Origin of the sequence: Paraburkholderia sp. EG304, assembly GCF_046543485.1 — a bacterium.
In the GTDB taxonomy this organism is placed as follows: Bacteria; Pseudomonadota; Gammaproteobacteria; order Burkholderiales; family Burkholderiaceae; genus Paraburkholderia; species Paraburkholderia youngii.
In genome coordinates this window covers 1-21,121 of the sequence record NZ_JBKGUA010000059.1, presented here as the reverse complement: position 1 = coordinate 21,121, position 21,121 = coordinate 1, and the positions used below count along the sequence as shown (strand labels likewise).

21 protein-coding genes and 2 pseudogenes are annotated in these 21,121 nt (G+C 63.2%); 12 read left to right on the top strand and 11 right to left on the bottom strand.

Going from position 1 to position 21,121, the window contains the following annotated elements; all coding sequences use genetic code 11:
- Positions 1 to 130: 130 nt before the first annotated feature.
- Positions 131 to 1,183: a rod shape-determining protein gene (locus ACLFKU_RS36790; RefSeq protein ID WP_368583688.1), complete on the top strand. Its 1,053-nt coding sequence runs from the start codon at positions 131 to 133 to the stop codon at positions 1,181 to 1,183.
- 84 nt (positions 1,184 to 1,267) lie between these two features.
- On the opposite strand, the gene ACLFKU_RS36785 is transcribed toward ACLFKU_RS36790, so the two are convergent.
- Positions 1,268 to 1,561, bottom strand: a complete 294-nt coding sequence (locus ACLFKU_RS36785) for a contact-dependent growth inhibition system immunity protein (RefSeq protein ID WP_368583689.1) — start codon at positions 1,559 to 1,561, stop codon at positions 1,268 to 1,270.
- Positions 1,562 to 1,572: 11 nt separating this feature from the next.
- Positions 1,573 to 2,408 (bottom strand): annotated as a pseudogene (locus ACLFKU_RS36780) (RNase A-like domain-containing protein).
- A 357-nt stretch (positions 2,409 to 2,765) separates the two neighbouring features.
- On the opposite strand from ACLFKU_RS36780, the gene ACLFKU_RS36775 reads away from it, so the two are divergent.
- On the top strand, positions 2,766 to 3,623 hold the full coding sequence (locus ACLFKU_RS36775) for an alpha/beta fold hydrolase (RefSeq protein WP_410852448.1): 858 nt from the start codon (positions 2,766 to 2,768) through the stop codon (positions 3,621 to 3,623).
- Positions 3,624 to 3,690: 67 nt separating this feature from the next.
- Here the strand turns inward: ACLFKU_RS36775 and ACLFKU_RS36770 are convergent, their stop codons facing one another.
- A complete protein-coding gene (locus ACLFKU_RS36770) occupies positions 3,691 to 4,092 on the bottom strand; it encodes a hypothetical protein (RefSeq protein ID WP_410852447.1) in 402 nt (133 codons plus the stop codon).
- A gap of 385 nt (positions 4,093 to 4,477) precedes the next feature.
- On the opposite strand from ACLFKU_RS36770, the gene gltA reads away from it, so the two are divergent.
- The 4 genes from gltA (at position 4,478) to ACLFKU_RS36750 (ending at position 9,674) form a co-directional block, all read left to right on the top strand.
- The gene (gltA, locus tag ACLFKU_RS36765) at positions 4,478 to 5,776 is read left to right on the top strand and encodes a citrate synthase (protein WP_410852446.1); all 1,299 of its coding nucleotides are present in this window, start codon (positions 4,478 to 4,480) and stop codon (positions 5,774 to 5,776) included.
- Positions 5,777 to 6,089: 313 nt separating this feature from the next.
- Positions 6,090 to 8,372 (top strand): glycogen debranching N-terminal domain-containing protein, encoded by a 2,283-nt coding sequence (locus ACLFKU_RS36760; RefSeq protein WP_410852445.1) that lies wholly within the window; start codon positions 6,090 to 6,092, stop codon positions 8,370 to 8,372.
- Positions 8,369 to 8,995, top strand: a complete 627-nt coding sequence (locus ACLFKU_RS36755; protein WP_410852444.1) for a DUF429 domain-containing protein — start codon at positions 8,369 to 8,371, stop codon at positions 8,993 to 8,995. The genes ACLFKU_RS36760 and ACLFKU_RS36755 overlap by 4 nt, the downstream gene beginning before the upstream one ends.
- A gap of 22 nt (positions 8,996 to 9,017) precedes the next feature.
- A complete protein-coding gene (locus tag ACLFKU_RS36750) occupies positions 9,018 to 9,674 on the top strand; it encodes a hypothetical protein (protein ID WP_410852443.1) in 657 nt (218 codons plus the stop codon).
- Positions 9,675 to 9,679: 5 nt separating this feature from the next.
- On the opposite strand, the gene lhpH is transcribed toward ACLFKU_RS36750, so the two are convergent.
- A complete protein-coding gene (gene lhpH / locus ACLFKU_RS36745) occupies positions 9,680 to 10,687 on the bottom strand; it encodes a trans-3-hydroxy-L-proline dehydratase (RefSeq protein WP_410852442.1) in 1,008 nt (335 codons plus the stop codon).
- Between the two features lie 28 nt (positions 10,688 to 10,715).
- Positions 10,716 to 11,837, bottom strand: coding sequence for a branched-chain amino acid ABC transporter substrate-binding protein (locus ACLFKU_RS36740; RefSeq protein ID WP_410852441.1), 1,122 nt, complete (start codon positions 11,835 to 11,837; stop codon positions 10,716 to 10,718).
- 186 nt (positions 11,838 to 12,023) lie between these two features.
- Here ACLFKU_RS36740 and ACLFKU_RS36735 point away from each other — a divergent pair, with 186 nt between their 5' ends.
- Together ACLFKU_RS36735 and ACLFKU_RS36730 are read left to right on the top strand one after the other, a co-directional pair.
- Positions 12,024 to 12,749 (top strand): haloacid dehalogenase type II, encoded by a 726-nt coding sequence (locus tag ACLFKU_RS36735; RefSeq protein ID WP_410852440.1) that lies wholly within the window; start codon positions 12,024 to 12,026, stop codon positions 12,747 to 12,749.
- Positions 12,750 to 12,968: 219 nt separating this feature from the next.
- Positions 12,969 to 13,244, top strand: a complete 276-nt coding sequence (locus ACLFKU_RS36730) for a hypothetical protein (RefSeq protein ID WP_410852439.1) — start codon at positions 12,969 to 12,971, stop codon at positions 13,242 to 13,244.
- 88 nt (positions 13,245 to 13,332) lie between these two features.
- Here ACLFKU_RS36730 and ACLFKU_RS36725 read toward each other — a convergent pair whose 3' ends face one another.
- Together ACLFKU_RS36725 and ACLFKU_RS36720 are read right to left on the bottom strand one after the other, a co-directional pair.
- On the bottom strand, positions 13,333 to 13,608 hold the full coding sequence (locus ACLFKU_RS36725) for a hypothetical protein (protein ID WP_368583700.1): 276 nt from the start codon (positions 13,606 to 13,608) through the stop codon (positions 13,333 to 13,335).
- Between the two features lie 250 nt (positions 13,609 to 13,858).
- Entirely contained in the window at positions 13,859 to 15,616 is a 1,758-nt protein-coding gene (locus ACLFKU_RS36720; protein ID WP_410852438.1) for a winged helix-turn-helix domain-containing protein, read from the bottom strand.
- A 273-nt stretch (positions 15,617 to 15,889) separates the two neighbouring features.
- Here ACLFKU_RS36720 and ACLFKU_RS36715 point away from each other — a divergent pair, with 273 nt between their 5' ends.
- A complete protein-coding gene (locus tag ACLFKU_RS36715) occupies positions 15,890 to 16,744 on the top strand; it encodes a MurR/RpiR family transcriptional regulator (RefSeq protein WP_368583702.1) in 855 nt (284 codons plus the stop codon).
- A 160-nt stretch (positions 16,745 to 16,904) separates the two neighbouring features.
- Here the strand turns inward: ACLFKU_RS36715 and ACLFKU_RS36710 are convergent, their stop codons facing one another.
- Positions 16,905 to 17,075, bottom strand: a complete 171-nt coding sequence (locus ACLFKU_RS36710; protein ID WP_410852437.1) for a hypothetical protein — start codon at positions 17,073 to 17,075, stop codon at positions 16,905 to 16,907.
- Between ACLFKU_RS36710 and ACLFKU_RS36705 the strand changes: the two genes are divergently transcribed.
- Together ACLFKU_RS36705 and ACLFKU_RS36700 are read left to right on the top strand one after the other, a co-directional pair.
- Positions 17,058 to 18,386: an aspartate aminotransferase family protein gene (locus ACLFKU_RS36705; protein ID WP_410852436.1), complete on the top strand. Its 1,329-nt coding sequence runs from the start codon at positions 17,058 to 17,060 to the stop codon at positions 18,384 to 18,386. The genes ACLFKU_RS36710 and ACLFKU_RS36705 overlap by 18 nt on opposite strands.
- A 34-nt stretch (positions 18,387 to 18,420) precedes the next feature.
- Positions 18,421 to 18,974: pseudogene (locus ACLFKU_RS36700) on the top strand (carboxymuconolactone decarboxylase family protein).
- Positions 18,975 to 19,146: 172 nt separating this feature from the next.
- On the opposite strand, the gene ACLFKU_RS36695 reads toward ACLFKU_RS36700, so the two are convergent.
- Complete coding sequence (locus ACLFKU_RS36695) at positions 19,147 to 19,455, bottom strand: DUF4148 domain-containing protein (RefSeq protein ID WP_368583705.1); 309 nt, start codon at positions 19,453 to 19,455, stop codon at positions 19,147 to 19,149.
- Between the two features lie 320 nt (positions 19,456 to 19,775).
- Here ACLFKU_RS36695 and ACLFKU_RS36690 point away from each other — a divergent pair, with 320 nt between their 5' ends.
- Positions 19,776 to 20,201 carry an OsmC family protein gene (locus ACLFKU_RS36690; protein ID WP_013091854.1) on the top strand — a complete coding sequence of 142 codons (426 nt, stop codon included), beginning with the start codon at positions 19,776 to 19,778 and terminating at the stop codon, positions 20,199 to 20,201.
- A 212-nt stretch (positions 20,202 to 20,413) separates the two neighbouring features.
- Here the strand turns inward: ACLFKU_RS36690 and ACLFKU_RS36685 are convergent, their stop codons facing one another.
- Positions 20,414 to 20,557, bottom strand: coding sequence for a hypothetical protein (locus ACLFKU_RS36685; RefSeq protein ID WP_368583706.1), 144 nt, complete (start codon positions 20,555 to 20,557; stop codon positions 20,414 to 20,416).
- Between the two features lie 29 nt (positions 20,558 to 20,586).
- Positions 20,587 to 21,121: hypothetical protein (locus ACLFKU_RS36680; RefSeq protein WP_410852435.1), on the bottom strand; the 535-nt coding region annotated here is incomplete at its 5' end.

Genomic DNA, 21,121 nt, shown 5'->3' with positions numbered 1-21,121 from the left:
ATAGCTTGAAAATCACCCCCGCCGCGCGGGAAGCGCAACGCCCAGCGGGCGTGTCGCGCGGCTTCGGGGACCCGGGGGCGCATTTCCAGACCGCCCAAGAAGGCGGATAACGACACATCAGAGCCTGCATATGGCCAGACCGACGCCGCATTACCCGCTCTTTGAGCGATTGTTCCGCCACTCCGTGGCGGTGGATCTCGGCACGGCCAACACCCTTATCTATACCGACGACGGCGGCGTCGTGCTGAACCAGCCGTCCGTCGTGTGCTTCGAGACGCAGCCCGCGAGCGGGGCGAAACGGATCGCCGCGATCGGCGCCGAGGCGCGCCAGCTGCTCGGCCGCGCGCCGCGCAATCTCGAAACGGTGCGGCCGATGCGCCACGGCGTCATTGCCAACTTCGCCGCCGCCGAACACATGATCAAGCAATTCGTCGACATGGCGCGGCCGCGCTCGCTGTTCAGCCGGCGCGCGGCATTCACGCTGTGTGTGCCGGCCGCGGCGACCCATGTCGAGCGCCGCGCGATCCGCGAAGCGGCCGAGGCGGCCGGCGCGTGGAAGGTCAGCCTGATCGGCGAATCGCTCGCGGCTGCGCTCGGCGCGGGGTTGCCGGTGCGCGATGCGACCGGCTCGATGGTGGTCGACATCGGCGGCGGCACCACCGAGGTCGGCGTGATCGCGCTGGGCGGCACCGCGTATAGCGGCTCGGTGCGCGTCGGCGGCGACAATTTCGATGCGGCGATCATCAGCTACGTGCGCAATCTGTACGGTGTGCTGCTCGGCGAGCAGACCGCCGAGCACGTGAAGAGAGCCATCGCCTCGGCCGTACACGACGTGCCGCTCGAGCAGATCAACGCAACCGGCCGCAGCGTCGACGACGGGCTACCGCGCACGGTGCAGCTTAGCAACCGCGATATTTCGGAGGCGATCGAAGCGCCACTGAGTCAGGTGATCGGCGCGGTGAAGCGCGGGCTCGAATCGGCCCCAGCCGAACTCATCACGGACATCGCGTACAAGGGCATCGTGCTGACTGGTGGCGGCGCGCTGCTCCGCAATCTGGGGCGGCGTTTGAGTGAGGAAACCGGCCTCGACGTGCACGTCGCCGACGAACCGCTGACCTGCGCGGTGCGCGGCGCTGGGGCGGCGGCAGCGGCGGGGTGGGTGGACGAAGCCGGGGACGCGTGAGCGGTGGGCGGGGGTTGGTTGCCTGCCAAATTGCGCATGCACCGGCTGACATCGAATCTTCCGCGCGCGGCGACGACCAGTGGATTACGCGCTCAGAAGGCGCTCCAATTCGTCGAGAAACGATGCAGTCGTATGACTCCACAACTTAGGGTCAAACTGCGAGCCATATGCTTCTTCGAACGCAGCGTCCAGATGGTCGGAATGTGCCTTCCTGAAACTCTCGATTTCAACAAGGATGCCCTTGATGCTTTCTGTGGAGCTATCCCGTTTATAGCAACCTACGATAGCTTCAATGGTGCTTCCCCAGTACGAGCAATCCTCGTTGAGGTACACACCAAAAAGCTGATTGAGTTCGGGATACAGTGGATTCTCTTTCATAAGCGCTTTTCTCACAGACCGACGAAAGCCGTTAGGACGTAATACGGCATGCCATTGTAGGTTTCAGGCTTGAGCACAACCAGAATCTTGTTTCCCTTCACGAGCCGGCCCGTTCTTCTGACGACCCCATAACCGACATCTCCGGATACGTGTTTTGTTATACGCAGCGGGGCACGCATTCCGGTTGACTGCGCCCACAGACGAATCCGGTCGGCGTCGGCCATCATCACTTTCGAAATTGCTCTCTCAGCCGTTCTCTGGCCTTTAAATGACGTCGCTGCTGGTATCCAAGGTTTGTCTATCAGCCGTTGTCGCAACCACGCCTCATCTTTTCCGACATGCTTCAAAAGCGTATGGCCGCCGATCCCGTTCAGCGTTTTTGCTTCATGCTCCTCAGTCTGATCCGGCCCATCGTTACGCTGGCCGCGCGTGCAGCCTTGACCGAGCCGGCGAAGCCAAATGGCACGACCATATCGATCGACAGGCCGATATTGTGCGCCATGTCAGGTGGTGCTTTCATCGTCGCGGCCAGCTTGCTCGTGCCCTGCTGGATCAGTGTGGCAGTATCCTGGCCCGTCCAGATTTGACGCAAACCCGCCGAAGCGGTATCTGAGCCATGGACGCCGAATACAACACATCCAGCCTTGCTCGCCATTGTCGGTTCCGGCAGCACACACAGAGCAGCCGCCCCGACCATCTCCAGCACTCCGCCGACAACCTGCAAACCGCCCCATAGCCGATTGGAAAGCATCTCGGTGGGGCTGATCGACTGGCGGGAGAGCACCGCCGCAAGTTGCGGCGCACTGAGCACCACGCGCACGCCATCGGCATCCTGCTGATACGACATTCCGAACTCCTCTGTAGCTGGTTGTGGCTGCTAAGCTAGCAGGCGACCATAGGGTTGCGGAATGGGCGATGGATGATTTTTGGGTTTCGTTACGATCAACGAAATGTCAATATTTGTGCGCGTCGGAATGCACGTCGTGACGCGTGTGGATACGCGAGAAAATATCGCGCCATAGTCCATTTGTCGCCACGCGTGGTCGGGGCACCTTGCGGACATCTACCCGACGCGTCGCCGGAGCCTATGTGACAATACGCGTCGCGTCCCGTTTCCCGAGCCGCCGATACGCCCGCTTCTCAATGCCCGTTGCCCGCCCCGCGCACATCCGCGCCCCGATGCCGCGCTGTCCGTAAACCAATCGTGAATCAATCCGTCTCCGCTTCGTCGCTGTCCTCACCATCCTTCATCGACCTACGTAGCGGCTTGCGCATGCCTTACATCGAGGCCGGCAACGGCGAACCGCTGCTGTTCGTGCACGGCTCGTTGTGCGACTACCGCTACTGGCAGCCGCAACTGGCGGGTCTGTCGAAGCGCTATCGCTGCGTCGCGGTCAGTCTCACGCATTACTGGCCAGTCACCGATAGCGCGGCGCACCTGCCGTTCAGCTGGAGCAGCCACGCCGATGAAGTGGCGGAGTTCATCGCTGGTTTCGGCGCGGGGCCCGCGCATGTGGTCGGGCATTCGCGCGGCGGTTGCGTCGCCTATCATTGCGCGCGACGCCATCCCGAACACGTGCGTACGCTGACGCTCGCCGATCCGGGCGGACCGCTGCAGATCGCCGGACGTCCGCCAGCGAGCGTGCCGGAGCCGGTCAACGCATTGCGCGCGAAAGCGGCTCAACTGATAGAAAGCGGCGCGGTCGAAGCAGGCTTGCAACTGTTCGTCGATTCGGTGAGCCGTCCCGGCTTCTGGGCGATGAGCACGCCGGGCTTTCGCCGCATGGCGACCGACAACGCGCACACGCTCGCGCGGCAATTCCGCGATCCGCTACCCGCCTACGTGCCCGAGGACGCGGCGGACCTGCGCTGCCCGGTGCTGCTGATCGACGGCGAGAAAAGTCCCGACATGTTCCACCGCACGGTGACGGCGTTGCAGGGATGGTTGCCCGATGCGCGCCGCGAAACGGTGCGCGGCGCCTCGCACGGCATGAACCTCGCGCACCCGTCCGCGTTCAATCGTTACGTGGATGAATTCATTCAGGCCGTGAGCGCGCGCTGAGGAAGTGACGCGAACATCAACGGGCGATCGGCCGGCGCGTGTCGCCGCCAATCGCCCGCCGACAGCATCAGGCCTTGCGATGCGCGTCTTTGTCGAGCGCGCGTTCGGCCGCTTCGCCGACGAGCCCGTGATAGTACAGATGCACGCCGATCGCGAGCGAATCGTTGCGGATTTCGTGGAACACCTTCCACGCCTTCACCGGGTCCGTGAAAAGCAGATAGTGTGCTTCCCGCGCGATCAGAGCCGCGACTTCATGCAGGCCGTGTCCATGCAGCACGTCGACGGGCGTGTCGAGGCTGCGATGGGTGCGCGCGTCGGTGCGCGGATAGAGCATGTGCAGCACCGCGACGTCCTGCGTCTTCAGCGCCGCCGACAACGCGACGACGATATCCTGATGATTCAGCGCGGTGACCGTGTGGTCTTCGGTATGGACGTGATCCGGAAACAGCGTTTCGAGAGAGGCATTCATCTGTATTCGTCCTGCTTTTCTGTGTGACCAAAAAAGCCCGCTTCGAATCGCGGGCCGCAAGCATCAATGCACGCACCCAGTATCGCAGACGGATCGAGCCCGACGCAGTCTGCTGGCAGCAAAACATTGTTGCAGCTGGTGTTCCGACTTTCGAACAACTTTCATCGGCAGCGCGATGCCAGCGCCCCGTGCCGACAACGAATGTTGCGCACGCGGAGATGGACTGTTGCGAGCAATCGACGCAATCAACGACACGCCGGCCCGTAGAATGCGCAGCGGAACCTGAGCATGCCCGTACCGGTTCGAGAGCGGCGACGTCGCGCCTCGCCGTACGACCGCGATGCATGCCGGAACGACTGCGGTATCAAGCAAAAGGAACACGTAGATGAACTCGAAGTCACACGCAACGCTGAGTTTTTCCGACAGCGACCAGACCATCGATCTGCCGATCTATCAGGGCTCGTTGGGCCCCGACGTGATCGACATCCGCAAGCTGTACGGCCAGACCGGCAAATTCACGTACGACCCGGGCTTCATGTCGACGGCGGCGTGCAACTCCGAAATCACGTATATCGACGGCGACAAAGGCGAGCTGCTGTACCGCGGCTATCCGATCGACAACCTCGCGCAGAACGCCGACTTCCTCGAAACCTGCTACCTGCTGCTGAAAGGCGAACTGCCGAACGCGCAGCAGAAAGCCGAGTTCGAGAACACCGTCAAGCAGCACACGATGGTGCACGAGCAGATGCACTTCTTCTTCCGCGGATTCCGTCGCGACGCGCACCCGATGGCGATTCTGGTTGCCGCGGTCGGCGCGCTGTCGGCGTTCTATCACGACTCGCTCGACATCACGAGCCAGCAGCATCGCGACCTATCCGCGATCCGCATGATCGCGAAGCTGCCCACGCTGGTTGCAATGGCGTACAAGTACAGCATCGATCAGCCGTTCGTGTATCCGAAGAACGACCTGTCGTACAGCGCGAACTTCATGCGCATGATGTTCGCGAATCCGGCCGAGGAGTACGAGGTCAACGACGTGCTGGTGCGCGCGCTCGACCGCATCCTGATCCTGCACGCGGACCATGAGCAGAACGCGTCGACGTCGACCGTGCGTCTCGCCGGTTCGTCGGGTGCGAATCCGTTCGCATGTATCGCGGCCGGTATCGCGTGTCTGTGGGGCCCGGCGCATGGCGGCGCGAACGAAGCCGCGCTGAACATGCTGGAAGAAATCGGCTCGGTCGACAACATTCCCGAGTTCATCGAGCAGGTGAAGGACAAGAACTCGGGCGTGAAGCTGATGGGCTTCGGTCACCGTGTCTACAAGAACTACGACCCGCGCGCGAAGCTGATGCGCGAAACCTGCCACGAAGTGCTCGAAGAGCTGGGCCTGCACGACGACCCGCTGTTCAAGCTCGCGATGGAACTCGAAAAGATCGCGCTCGAAGACGAATACTTCGTGTCGCGCAAGCTGTACCCGAACGTCGACTTCTACTCGGGTATCGTGCAGCGCGCGCTGGGCATTCCGACGTCGATGTTCACGTGTATCTTCGCGATGGCACGCACGGTCGGCTGGATCGCGCAGTGGAACGAAATGATCGCTGATCCCGAGCAGAAGATTGGCCGTCCGCGTCAGCTGTTCGTCGGCGAGACGCCGCGCGAGGCGAAACCGGTCGCAAAGCGGTAACAGGCCGGATCGACGCCCACCAACGCGTTTGACGACGGTCCCGAACCCACGGCTCACGAGGCCGTGGGTTTTTTGCGTTCCGCCGCATGCACGTCCTGTGCCACCGAAAACGGCGTCAAAAAATGGCGCAAAAAGCCGAAACTCCTACGCGATAACTTCGTCTCACGCCCTCAGAGCCTCTACAATCGGATGGGCTGGCTGGCCGACCGGGGCCGGCCAACCGTGGGGGCGGCCAGGCCGGCCACCCCGGCGGCGAATCCGAGGCGAGACCCGAAGTGCAACTGAAAGCAGCAGCGAATTCATAGGAGCGACCTTGAAACAGCAGCCAGAAGCCCTCGGCGGGCTGACCCACTCGGGCGGCGTCGATCATCGCGATCCCGAGCAGGACGGCGTCTTCATCCCGACGGAAAACCTCAACGTCGCGAGCGCCACGCAGCACGTGCTCAAGTCGGGCGACACCTTCATCGTCAACGATCCGCTCGGCGATATCACAGGTCACGACGACGGCCTGTTCGTCAACGACACCCGCGTGATGTCGCAACTGCGGCTGACCTTCGGCGGGCGCGCGCCGTCGCTGCTGTCGGGCAGCGTCAGCAGCGACAACACCACGTTCACCGCGCATCTGACCAACCGACCGCTGCCGCCGCTCGGCGGTGACAGCACTCCCGAAGGCGTGATCCACGTCGAGCGCGTGCGCGTGCTGTCGGGCACCGTGCTCAACGAGGCGATCGAACTCACGAACTACGGCACGAGCGATGCGACCGTGCCGCTGTCCATTTCGTTTTCCAGCGATTTCCGCGACATGTTCGAAGTGCGCGGCCTGAAGCGCGACAAACAGGGTCGCGTGCAGCCCGCGCGGGTCGAGAATCAGCAGGTACTGCTCGGCTACGTCGGTCTCGACGACGTCGCGCGCAACGTGCAGATCGCGTTCTCGCCGCAGCCGGACAAGCTGTTCGCCGACCGCGCCGACTACACCGTCAAGCTGCCCGCGCAGGCATGCGTGTCGATCTATCTGTCGGTGGCCGTGCATGTCGTGCCGATGACCAGCAAGCCCGGCGCCGACGTGTCGCAGCCCGTGCACGCGCTGAGCGAGGCGCATCTGTCGCAGATCGACGCGGAACGCCCGCGCGTCGGCCGTGCGGCGGTGCGCGCGGCGCTGGTGGATGCCCATCTGGTGATGCGCGAGCGACGCCGCGCGAGCGCGCGCGTGCGTTCGAGCAACCCGCTGTTCAACGCATGGATCGACCGCTCGTTCGCCGACCTCGAACTGCTGACGACGGATCTCGCGACTGGCCCGTACCCGTACGCGGGCATCCCATGGTTTTCGACCCCGTTCGGCCGCGACGCGGTGATCACGTCGCTGCAAACACTGTGGCTGCAGCCGCATCTCGCGGCCGGTGTGCTGCGCTTTCTCGCCGAGCACCAGGCGCGGGAGAACTCGCCGTTTCGCGACGCCGCGCCGGGCAAGATCATGCACGAGATGCGCAAGGGCGAAATGGCCGCGGCCGGCGAAGTGCCGTTCGCGCTGTACTACGGCGGTGTCGACACCACGCCGCTGTTCATCGTGCTGGCTGGCGCCTACGCGGCCCGCACCGGCGACATCGGGTTGATCGACGAATTGTGGCCCGCGCTCGAACGCGCGGCGCAGTGGGTCGCGGGCGTGTGCGACAAGAACCGGTACGGACTGCTCGATTACCAGCGCGAATCGGATGGCGGCCTCGCGAATCAGGGCTGGAAAGATAGTCACGACTCGGTGTTTCATGCGGACGGGCGCTTCCCCGACGGCCCGATCGCGCTGGTCGAAGTGCAGGCCTATGCGAGCGCCGCGTTCGACACGATGGCGCGCTTCGCGAAGCTGCGCGGTCTGCGCGACGCGGCCGCGCAGTATGCGGAGCGCGCGAAGAAGATCCGTCGCTGCGTCGAAGAAAAGTACTGGATGGACGAGGTCGGCTTTTACGGCATCGCGCTCGACGGTCATGGCGAGCTGTGTCGCGTGATGGCGTCGAACGCGGGGCATCTGCTGGCGTTCGGCCTGCCCACGCGCGAGCGCGGCGAAGCGTTGGTGCGCGCGCTCGACTCGACGCTGTTCCACACCGGCTGGGGCGTGCGCACCCTAGCGGCGAGCCAGGCGCGCTTCAATCCGATGGCGTATCACAACGGCTCGGTTTGGCCGCATGACAACGCGCTATGCGCGCGCGGGCTGTCGCGCTATGGCGCGAAGGGGTCGGCCGTGAAACTGCTGCAGGCGCTGTTCGAGGCGGCGGTGAATTTCGACATGCGCTTGCCGGAACTGTTCTGCGGCTTCCCGCGACGCCGCGGCGAGCCGCCCACGGCCTATCCGGTCGCGTGTTTGCCGCAGGCATGGGCGGCCGGCTCGCCGTTCATGATGCTCGAGGCGTGTCTGGGCATCACGATCGACGCCGAGCGCCGCGAAGTGCTGATCGAACAGCCGATGCTGCCCGAAGGCATCGACTGGCTCGAGGTCAGCGATCTGCGGGTCGGCGATGCGTCGGTGTCGATCACGTTCCGCCGGATCGGCGAGAAAGTGGTGGCGTCGGCGGAGCAGGGCGATGTGAGGGTGGTGGCGCTGCTTTGACGCCGCCGACGGTAGCGGGCATCGATGTCGGCGGGGACCGCAAGGGCAACCATCTGGTTATCCTGCGCGGCACCCGGATGCTGTGCAATCTCGCCAACGCGACCCCCGAACAGATGCTCGAGCGGTGTCGCGCGCACGAGGTGGCGGCGGTCGGCATCGATGCGCCGTGCCGCTGGCGAACGGGCGCGGCGGGAAGGCTGGCCGAGAAGGAACTCGCGCGGCAGCGGATCTTTTCGTTCGCGACACCGGCTCGCGAACACGCGATGGCCACTAAAAGCGGCTTCTATGGATGGATGTTCAACGGCGAGCGCATCTATGACGCATTCGCCGCCCAGTTTGCGCTTTTCGACGGCGGAGAAAAAATCACGGGTCGCGTGTGCTTCGAAACGTTTCCTCACGCGATCACATGCGCTTTTCTCGGGACGGACGTTGCATCCGCGAAGCAAAAAGGCCCGCAGCGCCGGGCTATTCTCGAATGGGAAGGCATCGCGACTGCGCCGCTGACATCGATCGACGATGTCGACGCGGCGCTATGCGCGTTGGCGGCACGTTATCTGCTCGAAGGCAGAGTCGATATATACGGTGACGAGTCGGGCGGATTCATCGTGGTGCCTGGACTTTGACGCTCACATTCTCGGAGGACGGGTGCACTTGGCACGACGTATCGGAGTATTGCTGCTATCCCTGGCGGCGTTGGGTTCGACCGCGGCGTCGGCGAACGACATTCAGTGTGCAACCACACAGCAACCCGCTGAGCGCGTCATTTGCGATCACGCGATCCTGAACAACGAGTACGACGACATCTTCGCGCAGCAACAGGCACTGCTCGGCAGCGGCAAACTGTCGTCCGCGCAACTGGCGCAGTGGCGGCACGCGCGCAACGCCTGTATCGATGTGCACTGCGTGGATGGCGTATTCGATAAGTGGAAGACGATGGCGCGGGCGCTCGAAGCTGGTCCGCAGGCGGCCGCGTCCGTCGTGGTGCCTTCTCAAACCACGATGGCGCCTGTCGGACCCAATCCGGAAGCGCCCGCTGTCGCCTCCGCGCCTGAAGTGCCGCAGGCGTTGCAGGCCTCGCCGACATCGGAGGCTTCTCTGGTACGTCAAGGTAGCGCCGCCGGTGTGGCGCTTCCGCAACCGGTCGCGCCGGCGGCTTCAGCGCCGGTGGCTGCCTCGGCGGCGCCCCGTGCGGCCAGCAGCATGACCGGTCTGCCCAGCATGGGTGCCGGCCTGATCGTGGTCCTGCTCGTTGCGCTCGGGGCCGGTGTGTACTTCGCGCTTCGGAACCGGGGGAGAGCTTGAGGCGATTATCGGACGAGGAAACCGTAAGTTAGCGGGTCACGCTCGTCCACGATCCAGGTTGCGAAGCCGCAAACATAGGCGCTGCCCTCGACCTCTGGGATGACCGCCTTGAAGTCGCCGACGGTCGCCTCGCTGAGTACGCGCCCCTTGAAGACCGTGCCGATGATGGATTCGTTCACGAGTGTCTCGTTCATGGCCAGTTTCCCGCGCAGATAGAGTTGCGCGACGCGTCCGCCCGTCCCTGAGCCGGTGGGCGAACGGTCAACCTCACGGTCGGCGAACACGCAACAGTTGGCTTGCGTCGAGCCCTCGTGCCGCGGCGCATTGGCAATGATGGTGCCGTAGATGTGGTTGATTTCCGGGATCTCCGGGTGCTCAACCGGGTACGCTTGATTTGCAGCTTGTTTGACCTCGGCGCCAAACCGGATGAGTTCCTCGACAGAAGACTCGCGGACTGAGAGACCGTGCGGCGCACCGTCCGTATAGAAGTAGAACGCACCACCGAATGCGATGTCACCCTTTACCGTGCCAAACGACGGCGTCTGAACCGTGACATCCGTTTTCCAGATGAACGATGGGACGTTCACGAAACGTACGTTGCCAGCGTGTTCACCATCCCATTGGACGAAGGCCTCGATGAAACCGCACGGAGCGTCGATGCCAATGCGCGTCTCGGGAATCTGGCGCTGAACCCAGCCCAACTCGACCGCCGCGGTGGACAGCGCGATCACGCCGTGCCCGCAGTGGTCGCTATAGCCCTCGTTGTGGACGAAGATGATCCCGAAGTCTGCCGTGGGACTGACGGGTTCGGTCAGATATCCGCCGTACATGTCCGCATGACCACGCGGTTCGAACATCAGCGCGGTACGAATTTCGTCGGCGTTCTCTTTCAGCCACGCGCGACGTTTGACGATGGTGTCGCCGGGAAGGCGAGGCAGCCCGCTCGTCACGATCCGGAACGCTTCGCCGCCGGTATGAACCTCGACTGTTGAAATGGTGCGACTGATTTTCATGGGTGCGTTGGAGTTCCTCGGTTGAACGTCACTGCCCGTACGGCACCGGAAGGCCGTTTCTGATCACATAGACGGTCGTGGGTGCGCCCTTCAGATCGCCGTTTTCATCGAACGAGTAGGTGCCTGCCACGCCCTTGTAGTTGGTCTTTGCCAACTGGGCGATGAGCTTTGCCTTGTCGGTCGTGGTGCCCGCTTTGACCATCGCATCGGCCAGCAGTTTTACGCCGTCGTAGTAGCTGACCGCATAGACCTGCGTATCGGTGTTGAAAGCGGCCTTGTATTTCTGCAGAAACTCGCGGCCGGCCGGGGTCTTGTCGAGCGCAATGCCGCCCTGGGCGCAATACACGATGGACGCGGCATCACCGGCGACCTTACCCATATCGGCCGAGCAAATGCCATCGCCGCCAAGCAGCTTGGCACGCAGTCCGCGGGCGCGCATCTGCTTGGCCATCGGCGCGCCCTGAGCAGCGTATCCGCCGAAGAAGACGACATCCGGATTTTTGGCCTTGATGCTGGTCAGAATGCCGAGGAAGTCGGTCGCCGACGAGTTCGTGAACTGCTGGTCCACGATCTGGATTCCGTTTGCCCTGGCCTCTTTGATGAACTGCTCCGCCACGCCTTGCCCATAGGCCGTGCGGTCGTCGATCACCGCGGCGGTCTTGGCCTTCAATGTCTTGGCCGCAAACTGGCCCATCGTCCCGCCTAGCTGCTCGTCGCTCGCGCCGATACGGAAGATGTTCTTGAAGCCTTGCTTCGTCAACGCCGGGTTGGACGCAACCGGCAGCATCGGCACGCCGCCCGTGTTATAGACGCGCGATGCCGGAATCGCCACGCCCGAGTTGTACGGGCCCAGCACTGCGATCACGCCGCTGTCGACGAGTTTCTGCGCGACTTGAACGCCGATCTTCGGGTCTGCCTGGTCGTCTTCGGAGTCCAGTTTGAACGTGACTTTCTGGCCAGCTACCGTGACACCGCTCTTGTTGAGTTCGTCGATAGCGAGGCGGGCGCCGTTCTCGTTGTCCTTTCCGTTCGGCGCCTGGGGACCCGTGAGCGGAGCCGAGTGACCGAGCGTGACCACCGATTGAGCGTTGGCGGTCGCACAGATGCCGGCGGAAGTTAGGACAGCCATTGTTATGACGAGGGGTCGCATGGAGTCTCCAGGTGTTGGACCGGGTTGATCAGATTAGCTCCGCTTCGGCGTGGGATCGCATTCGGGAAAACGCCAGGGTTTGCGAAGAGAAATGAAGCTGTCGCTTCGCCGCTGCATTAAAGTTCTGGTTCCGGCGCTTGCTCAATCCATTGTGGTCTTCATTATGGACATCTGACAGGAGGAGTCGTGAAACTGACCGATTTCGATGCACTGACTTTTGACTGCTACGGCACCTTGATCGACTGGGAGAGTGGCATCTTTGAAGCCCTGAAGCCTCTGCTGGAGCGAGCGAGGACGCCGCTCACGCGTGACCAGGTTCTCGAAGCCCACGCTCGTCACGAGTCGTCGCAGCAGATCTTCACGCCCGCGAAGCGTTATCAGGAACTGCTGTCCATCGTGTATAAGCGCATGGCAGAAGAGTGGGGCCTGCCCTACACCCACGAAGAATGCGTGGCGTACGGCCAGGCGATCAGAAACTGGCCGGCATTCCCCGATTCGGCAGCCGCGCTGCAATATCTGAAGCAGCACTACAAGCTGATCATCCTGTCGAACATCGACAACGAAAGTTTCACCTACAGCAACGCGAGGCTGCAGGTTGAGTTCGACGCGATCATCACGGCGGAGGACGTCGGCTCCTACAAGCCGTCGCCGCGCAACTTCGAGTACATGCTTCAGAAGCTCGATCAGCGGGGCATCGGGAAGGAAAAAATCCTTCACACCGCAGAAAGCCTTTTCCATGACCACAAGCCCGCAAACGGGTTCGGGCTGGCGTCGTGCTGGATTTACCGGCGTCATTCGCAGCCGGGCTTCGGCGCGACGATGGACCCGGGCTCGCAGCCGAACATAGACTTCCGCTTCAACAGCATGGCTGACTTCGTCGACGCGCATCGGCAAGCGCTGGTGAAGCGCTAACGCAACGCAGAGCGGGCGGCGACATCAGCCTCCACTGCCGATCGAAAATTAAGGGCCTCTCTAGCCACCGTCTATTTGCCCGCACGTGCTATCGGCGCAATATCGCCGTCAAGGCGTGCGCCGACCGGCCATTGGTGCCGAATCTCCACCCGCCCCGACCGGCCATGCTTGCGGACCCACCGCAGCCGCCATCCTTCTTCACTATTCCGGAGAAGCGAAATGAAACTGTCTGGAATCTCCGTGGCCGCCGCGGCCGCGGCTTTTGCGTTTGTCGGTACCTCCGCTTACGCGCAGGCGCAGGCCACCGCCGACACCTCGCCGCCCGTCGTCGACCAGAACACCCTTACCGCCGTCGGCGGCTCACCTAGGCCGCAAAGCGCTACGGGTGCACCAATCGGCAAGACCCGCGATCAGGTTCGTCGCGAGACCATCGAGTGGCAACACGATCCCGAAGCTCAGCGACGCGAGAAGGAACTGTTCAATGGTGGCCAGTGACCGCGCAACCCGCCCGGCGCGTATCGATCGAGCCGGGCGGATGGAATCACCGGGCGAGCCAGCCTCGCGTGCAGGTTGCGCAATGCTCTTATGGCTGTTTGTACAGGTCCTGGATGCGCTGTGCGTCGCCGTTGCGCTGCGACTCGACCATCTCGCGATAAACCTGATCGCGGGTCTTGCCCATGGGAGCGCCCATGGCGGTTTGGCCCGCCGGCGAGCCGCCGACGGCGGTAAGCGTGTTCTGGTCGGCGACGGGCTGCGACATCTCGGCCGTGGTCTGGGCCTGCGTTTGCGCATGAGCGGCGGTCCCAACCAATGCAAGGGCCGCAGCGGCGCCGGCCGCGGCCATTCTCAGCAGTTTCATTTTGCTATCTCCTGACAGTGGAACAGGATGGCGGCTGCGGTGTACCGCAAGTTCCGCCGGCCGGGGCGGACGGGCGTTTGACACGAATGGTCGATCGGCGCACGCCGTGAACCCGATCTTGCGCCGATAGCCCGGGCGGGCAAATAGACCGAGGCTAGAGAGAACCTTAATTCTTGTTCCCACGAACTCGTCACCAGCAGGTTCGGAGTTGGGAGCCTGGACGCCGTCGATATCAGCCGCGCTGTATGGTTCAGACGCCGATCTGCTTTTCGAGGCTGTCGAACCGGCCGCTCGACCGCCAGCGCTCGAACCACGGATTCGTGCGCAACTCGCAGAGCCGCGATGAGCGATCATCGAGCGCGACGTCAAGCCAGTGGAACATGTCCTCAGGTTGCCCCAGACGCGCGTGGATCTCAGCGAGCAACAACGGAGACGTGTAGCTTTCGCGATAGCGCGACAGCAGATCCGTACGCAGCCATTGCAGTACCGCGTCATGGCCGCCGCTGTCCCAACACTCGCGAATCGTCTGGGAGCGCGGTAGTTCGTTACAGCGGATCAGCGCTTCGACCGTCGCGTCCACCGACTCCTTGAGCAATCCCTTCACCTCGAACGCGGTCGCGATCAGCTGGTACATCAGCGGAGCGCGCTCGTCCGTCGCGCGGCTGAAGCATTCGCGCATCGCCTGCTGGTGATTACCTGACAGAATCAGATCGAAAGCTCGCGAGCCCTGAAACGCGAATGGATCCACCTGTTCAGCGCGCTTTTTCAGCACCTGGCCTTCAGCGTCGCGGCCGAGAGCCATCAACATGCGTGCATAGAGGCGATTGGCTTCCGGATGACTCGGATTGAGATGCAGCGCACGCAAAAACTCCGCTTCTGCCTTCGGCCAGTCCCAGTCGTAGAAATAGTGGACCGCCGCCATCGCATGATGGGCTTCGGGCAACTCGGGGTCGAGTTCGAGCGCACGCTCGGCCGCGGTACGCGCGAGCGGCCAGCCTTGCGCCGGTGGATCGAAGCCATGCACGACGGTTGCACCATGGAAAAGCGCGAGGCCCGCGTAGCCAAGCGCATACGCCGGATCGTGCTCGACGGCACTCTCGAAGTAGCTATGGCTGCGAAAAAAGTCCTCGCCGCTGAGCGCATGCGTGGCCGAAAAACATGGATCGAAATGGACGCGTCGATACCAGTAGTAGCGACCGCGCAGATATGCGTCGTGAGCCTCGGGCACGACGGGCAAGCGTCGCGCGAGCGCGGTCAGCTGATGCCGCGTCAAGGTAGGCGTGACCTCGGCGGCGAGCGCCGCGCCGAGTTGCTGCAAGTTGCTTAGCGCGCCCGCCGAGGCCGGCTCATAGGCGTGGCTCCAGATCTGCGTCTGGTCCGCGCAGCGGATAAGTTGGGCAAGGATTCGAAAGCGACGGCCCTCGCGCATCAGTGATCCTTCGAGCACGTAGTCAAGCCTCAATTCCCTCGCGATTTCGGCGATGCTCTTGCCCGCGCGACGGTAGTACGCGGCGGTCGTTCGCGCGATCATGGCAAGACGCTCCGCGCCTGCATTTCCGAGCGTGGCGGATATTTCGGCAGCGAGCGCTTCGCAGAGGACGTCCTGATTCTTATCGCCCGTCATGTTGTCGAACGGCAGCACCATCACGCGCACCGGCTGTGCTGCCGCAGCTACCGGCTCGTCGGGCCTGCTGATGCCGTCCAGCCTGTACCCTTTGCCTTTAATCGTTTTCACGTGGCGAGGCGCAATCGGATCGTCGCCCAGTGCGAGACGGATCTTGTAGATCGCGGTGTTAATGCCATTGTCGGTATCGTGAAAGCTTCCCGGGCTCCACAACGCATCGATGATGTCCGCGCGCGAGACCGCCTCGCCCTTACGCGACGCGAGCAGAATCAGCAGTTCCATCGGCAGATGTTCGAGGCGGACTTCGTCGCCGGCGCGCTTTAACTCGTAGCGCTCGATGTCGAGTTCGAATTCCGCGAACCTGACTACTCCGTTGGTCTTCATCGGCTTGTCCGTATGGGCGGGCAGCGCGGCGCCCCTCCGTCATACGCGGATCGTTTCAATTTCTCATAGTAGGAAAGATCCCAGATAATGAAGGACAAATTGCCCCGCGTCGGGCCGGATAAACCTGGGCTGCGTTTCGTCTTCCGCCGCCTCGGGAAGGCTAGCCGATGCCGGTGCGAGCCCCGTCGGTGGCTGCCTTCACTGCGTTGAAATGTGCGTACCCGGTGGTAACATTTGTTGTCATCTCTTACCCCGGCGTCGCGCCACCTCAACATGCCAGACAGCTTCGATCAGCTCGTCGCCCTGATCCGGGCACGCTTCCCCGAACTGAGCCCGCAGTTCCAGATGGGCGCGGGATTCCTGCTCGATCATCCCGACGAGGTCGCGGTGTCGTCGATGCGTAAGGTCGCCGAGCGCGCGCAGGTGCAGCCGGCGTCGCTCGTGCGGCTGTCGCAGCAACTCGGTTTTCCCGGCTGGAACGAATTGCGCGATCTGTTCGTCGCGCGCGTGCGCACGCGGCCCGAGCCGTTGACGAGCCGGGCGCGCTCGATGGTCAAATCGAAAGATGCGCTCGCGAACGACCTGCTCGCCGCGCAGCAGCACAATCTCGAAACGACCGCCGCGCATAACGGTCGCGTGATCGTCGAGGCCGCGCGGGTGTTGCGGCGCGCGCCGCACGTGCACGTGGCGGGCTTCCGCTCGTGTTACCCGGTGGCGTTCGGCCTCGTCTATGGTTACCGGCTGTTTCGGCCGTCGGTATCGCTGCTCAACGGCGAGGCCGGCACCCTAGAAATGCAGCTGCGCACGATCGAGCGCGACAGCGCGACCATCGTCATCAGCTTCGCGCCGTATTCGGTCGAAGCCGCGCGCGTCGCCGAGGCTGCGCTCGAAAAAGGCAGCAAGCTGATCGCCATCACCGACAGCGCGGTGTCGCCGATCGCGCTGAACGCCGACAAGGTGTTGATCTTCTCGCACGAAAGCCCGTCGTTCTTTCCGTCGCTGGTGGCCGCCACCGCGATCACCGAAGCGCTGGTCGCGCATCTGCTCGCGCTCGAAGGCGCTGATGCGCTCGAACAGCTCGCGCTCGCCGAACAATCGCTGCACGCGAAGGGCGCATACGTGCCTTGAACGATTGCGTGACGCACGCCGCGCTCCACCTGGTGCCATCCAACAATGTTTGACAACAAATGTTGTATAGGCGTATAACTACGTACCGATTGTTGATTATCGGTGCGGCCCGTGGCGCCGAGGCAGCGACGATCCACACGATTCCGACGACGAAAACACCTTAGGCGCCCGCGCTGTTCGAAATCGGCAGCGCGGGCGTGTGGATGAACGCGTATCGCCAGCGGCAATGCGTGTTCGACACTTTCATCGCGTGCGCGACGCCCGAGCCGGCCTGCGTTTCAGTCCGCACCTCCATCAGCAGGAGCTGAACATCATGACCAGCGTTTTTCATCGTTCTCCGAAGCAGTCCTTGCCGGTGGCCGTCGCGGGCGACGGCATCGAAATCATCGACTCCACGGGCAAGCGCTATATCGACGCGTCGGGCGGCGCCGCCGTGTCGTGCCTCGGCCACAGCAACCAGCGCGTAATCGACGCGATCAAGCGGCAGGCGCAACAGCTGCCGTACGCGCACACGTCGTTCTTCACGACGGAGCCGGCCGAGGAATTGGCCGACCGGCTCGTTGCGAGCGCGCCGGCCGGACTGGAGCACGTGTATTTCGTGTCGGGCGGCTCGGAGGCGATCGAGGCGGCGCTGAAGCTCGCGCGTCAGTATTTCGTCGAGAAGGGCGAGACGCAGCGGCGTCATTTCATCGCGCGTCGGCAGAGCTATCACGGCAACACGCTCGGCGCGCTCGCGATCGGCGGCAATGCATGGCGCCGCGAACCGTTCCTGCCGATCCTGATCGAAGCGCATCACGTGAGCCCGTGCTATGCGTATCGCGAACAGCGCGCGGACGAAACCGAAGAAGCGTTCGCGCAGCGTCTGGCCGATGAACTCGAGCGGAAGATTCTCGAACTCGGCGCGGACACGGTCGCCGCATTCGTCGCGGAAACGGTGGTCGGCGCCACGGCGGGCGCGGTGCCGCCGGTGCGCGAATACTTCCGCAAGATCCGCGCGGTGTGCGACCGCTACGGCGTGCTGCTGATTCTCGACGAAATCATGTCGGGCATGGGCCGCACCGGCTATCTGTTCGCCTGCGACGAAGACGGCGTGGCGCCGGATATGCTGACGATCGCCAAGGGCCTTGGCGCGGGTTATCAGCCGATCGGCGCGACACTGGTCAGCGACCGCATCTATCAGACGATCGTCGGCGGCTCCGGCTTCTTTCAGCACGGTCACACCTATATCGGCCATGCGACCGCGTGCGCGGCCGCGCTCGAAGTGCAGCGCGTGATCGCGGAAGACAATCTGCTGGCGAACGTGCAGGCGCGTGGCGAGCAGTTGCGCGGCCGGCTGCGCGAACTGTATGCGCAGCATGCGCATATCGGCGACGTGCGCGGGCGCGGCTTGTTCGTCGGTGTCGAACTCGTGAAGGATCGCGTTACCAAAGAGCCGTTCGACGCCAAACTGAAACTGCACGCAACGATCAAACGCGAAGCGTTCGCGCGCGGCCTGATGGTGTATCCGATGGGCGGCACCGTCGACGGCAAGAGCGGCGACCATGTGCTGATCGCGCCGCCGTTCATCTGCACGGCGCGCGACATCGACGAAATCGTCAGCCGCCTCGACGATGCGATCGGCGCGTCGCTCGCCGCCATCTAAGCAGTCCAACCCATTGCCCTTAGCGAGAACAATGATGACCGAGCGCTTGCCTCACTTCGACACGTCCGCCGCCACGCCCGAGCAGAAGGCGGTGCTCGACGAAATCCTGTCCGGCCCGCGCGGCAACCTGAACGGGCCGTTCCTCGGCTGGATTCACAGCCCGGAACTCGCGCAGCACGCGCAACGCCTCGGCGCGTTTTGCCGCTACCAGACCGGGCTGCGCTGCGGCTGTCGGAACTCGCGATTCTGGTGACCGCTTCGCGCTGGCAGGCTCAGGCGGAGTGGTACATCCACTATCCGATCGCGCTGCAGGCGGGCGTGGGCGTTGCGGACGCCGAGACGATCCGCCAGGGGCGCCGCCCCGAATTCGCCGATGCCGACGACGCGCTGATCTACGACTTCGCAAGCGAACTGTATGAGACCAAGCGCGTATCGGACGCGACGTATGCGCAGGCGGTCGGGCGGTTCGGGCATCAGGTCGTGATCAACCTGGTCGGCCTGCTCGGCTACTACGCGCTGGTCGCGATGACGCTGAACGTGTTCGACATGCGCGCAGTGGGACAGGAAAGCCTGCCGTTTCCCGAATAGCGCTTTTACTGACGAGCGGCCGCGCAGTAGCGCCGCGCGCGCCAACGAAAAAAAGCCCCGGTTGCCGAACTTCGCAACCGGGGCTTTTTTACTGGGTGCTGCCTTAACTGCCAGCGTGCTCAGTTAGCACGCTCAGTTAGCACGCTCAGTCAGCACAGTTAGTTACCACCCTTTAGTTACCGCGATACGTCGAAAACAGACGTTGCTGCACCGTCGCCGGCGCGCCTGCGTCCGACGAACTGGCCTTCGCGCCGCCGACGTCCTGCGTACCCTGCGCCGATGCGGTGACGATCGTCGAGTCCTGCGGCACGGCCTTCGGATACGTGGTGTCGTTCTGGTTCAGAAGGCCCGCTTTTTGAGCGGCTACGAGTTCGGCGCGCACCTGAGCGCGCGTGATCGGACCGTTAGCCTGCTGGGCGAACGACACTGCCGGAACGATAAGAGCGGATGCGACGACAACTGCGGAAAGAAGCGATTTCATAACGACCTCCAATTGATTGTGTGGTGGACCGGCTTTAATTGCGTTTCCCGATCCGTTGAACGCAGTCTATTTCTTACGAGGTCGGCAAAAAAGCGGCTTTCTGGTGAAATATTGTTTCAAGTTCTGAAATAGTGAAAAGGGCGCTTTTCCGCGCCGAAACACGGAAGCGCCTATGATGAAAGCCGGTCCACGCCCGCGCCTGCAAGCCGCGCGGCACCTGCGACCGATGCCCAGGCGCGGACACATCCGGGCGGACCGCCGCGGCGGGCATCATCTTCGGTCGAGCAGCGTGCGCGGCAAGGCATAAACAGGAGAGAGCGATGAAGCGCAAGGCATCGGCAGTCTGGCAAGGCGGCCTGCAGAACGGTAAGGGCTCGATTTCCACCGACAGCGGCGTCCTGAAGGACACCCAATACTCGTTCGCGACGCGCTTCGCGGACGGCATCGGCACGAATCCGGAAGAGCTGATCGCGGCCGCGCATGCGGGGTGTTTCTCGATGGCGTTGTCGGCGGAGCTGGGCAAGGCCAACATCACGCCGGAGCGGATCGGCACCACGGCCACCGTCACGCTCGACAAGGACGGCGGCGGCTTCACGATCACCGCGGTGCATCTCGACGTCACCGTGAAGATTCCGGGCGGAGACAAGGCCGCGTTCGACAAGGCCACCGCGGACGCGAAGGCCGGTTGCCCGGTGTCAAAGGTACTGAACGCGACGATTACGATGGATGCGAAGCTGGAGACCTAAGCCTTTGCTGTCACTATCAGCGCCACGAAGCCGGCGAAGGGCCATGCCCGCCGCTGGCTTTTTCATCGCGGTAGTGCGATGAACGGATGACCCCGACTGTCGGGTACGAGTCCCCGTCCGCGAGAGTCCTGCTGCTCGCGGCAGCACATGCCGCACTACCGAAATCGGACTGGTGCGCCCGCTTTGGTGTACTTGGGGTAACCGAGGACATGCTACCGCGCCTCCGCTTTGAGGAACTCTTCGCCGATAACGGCGAAGGTCGAAACGGTCAGACCATCCGCGTTTACCTGAAAGCCTGGGAGGGCTGGATTGAAGCCGAGGATGCGCTTGCGGGAGATGAGATCCAGGATCTGCACGGGCTGGAATCCCTCGCGTGCTGCATACGTCAGGACGAACACGGGTGCATGAGGGTTCGGCAGACCGAAGCCAACTGCAACAGTGAGGCGTGCGTAGGTCGCTTCTGCATAGAGAAGACCGGCGACTGGCCGTAGGTCGTCCGGGCAGTCTGCCATGCGTTCACCGTCGCGACGACCGTTGCGTTGCTGTTCTTGAGATCCATCCCTGAAGGCAGCGCAGCCGGGTCAAAGGTCGCCGTCACAGTCGGTGTCGTCGCCGTACCGCCACCCACCGGAATGTTCGCGCCCGGAATCGTGCCGGCCGTGATCAGGCTCTGGATGAACTGGGACAACGATGTGACCTGCTGCTGCAGTGTCGCGTTCTGGCTCTGGAGCTGCTGCGCCGTCGGCGTGCCGTTCGAGCTTTGAGTCTTTTTGGATCTAACCGCCATTTTTCGCACGAAAAGTACTACAAGGGCTTCCCCGTTGGACGCAAGTACAACGTTGACTTTTGGTGCTTTCTGCTGCGCTGCCTGGCTGGTGCAAGTGAGAAGGTGAAGGACTGCGGTACTACAACCGGTCATG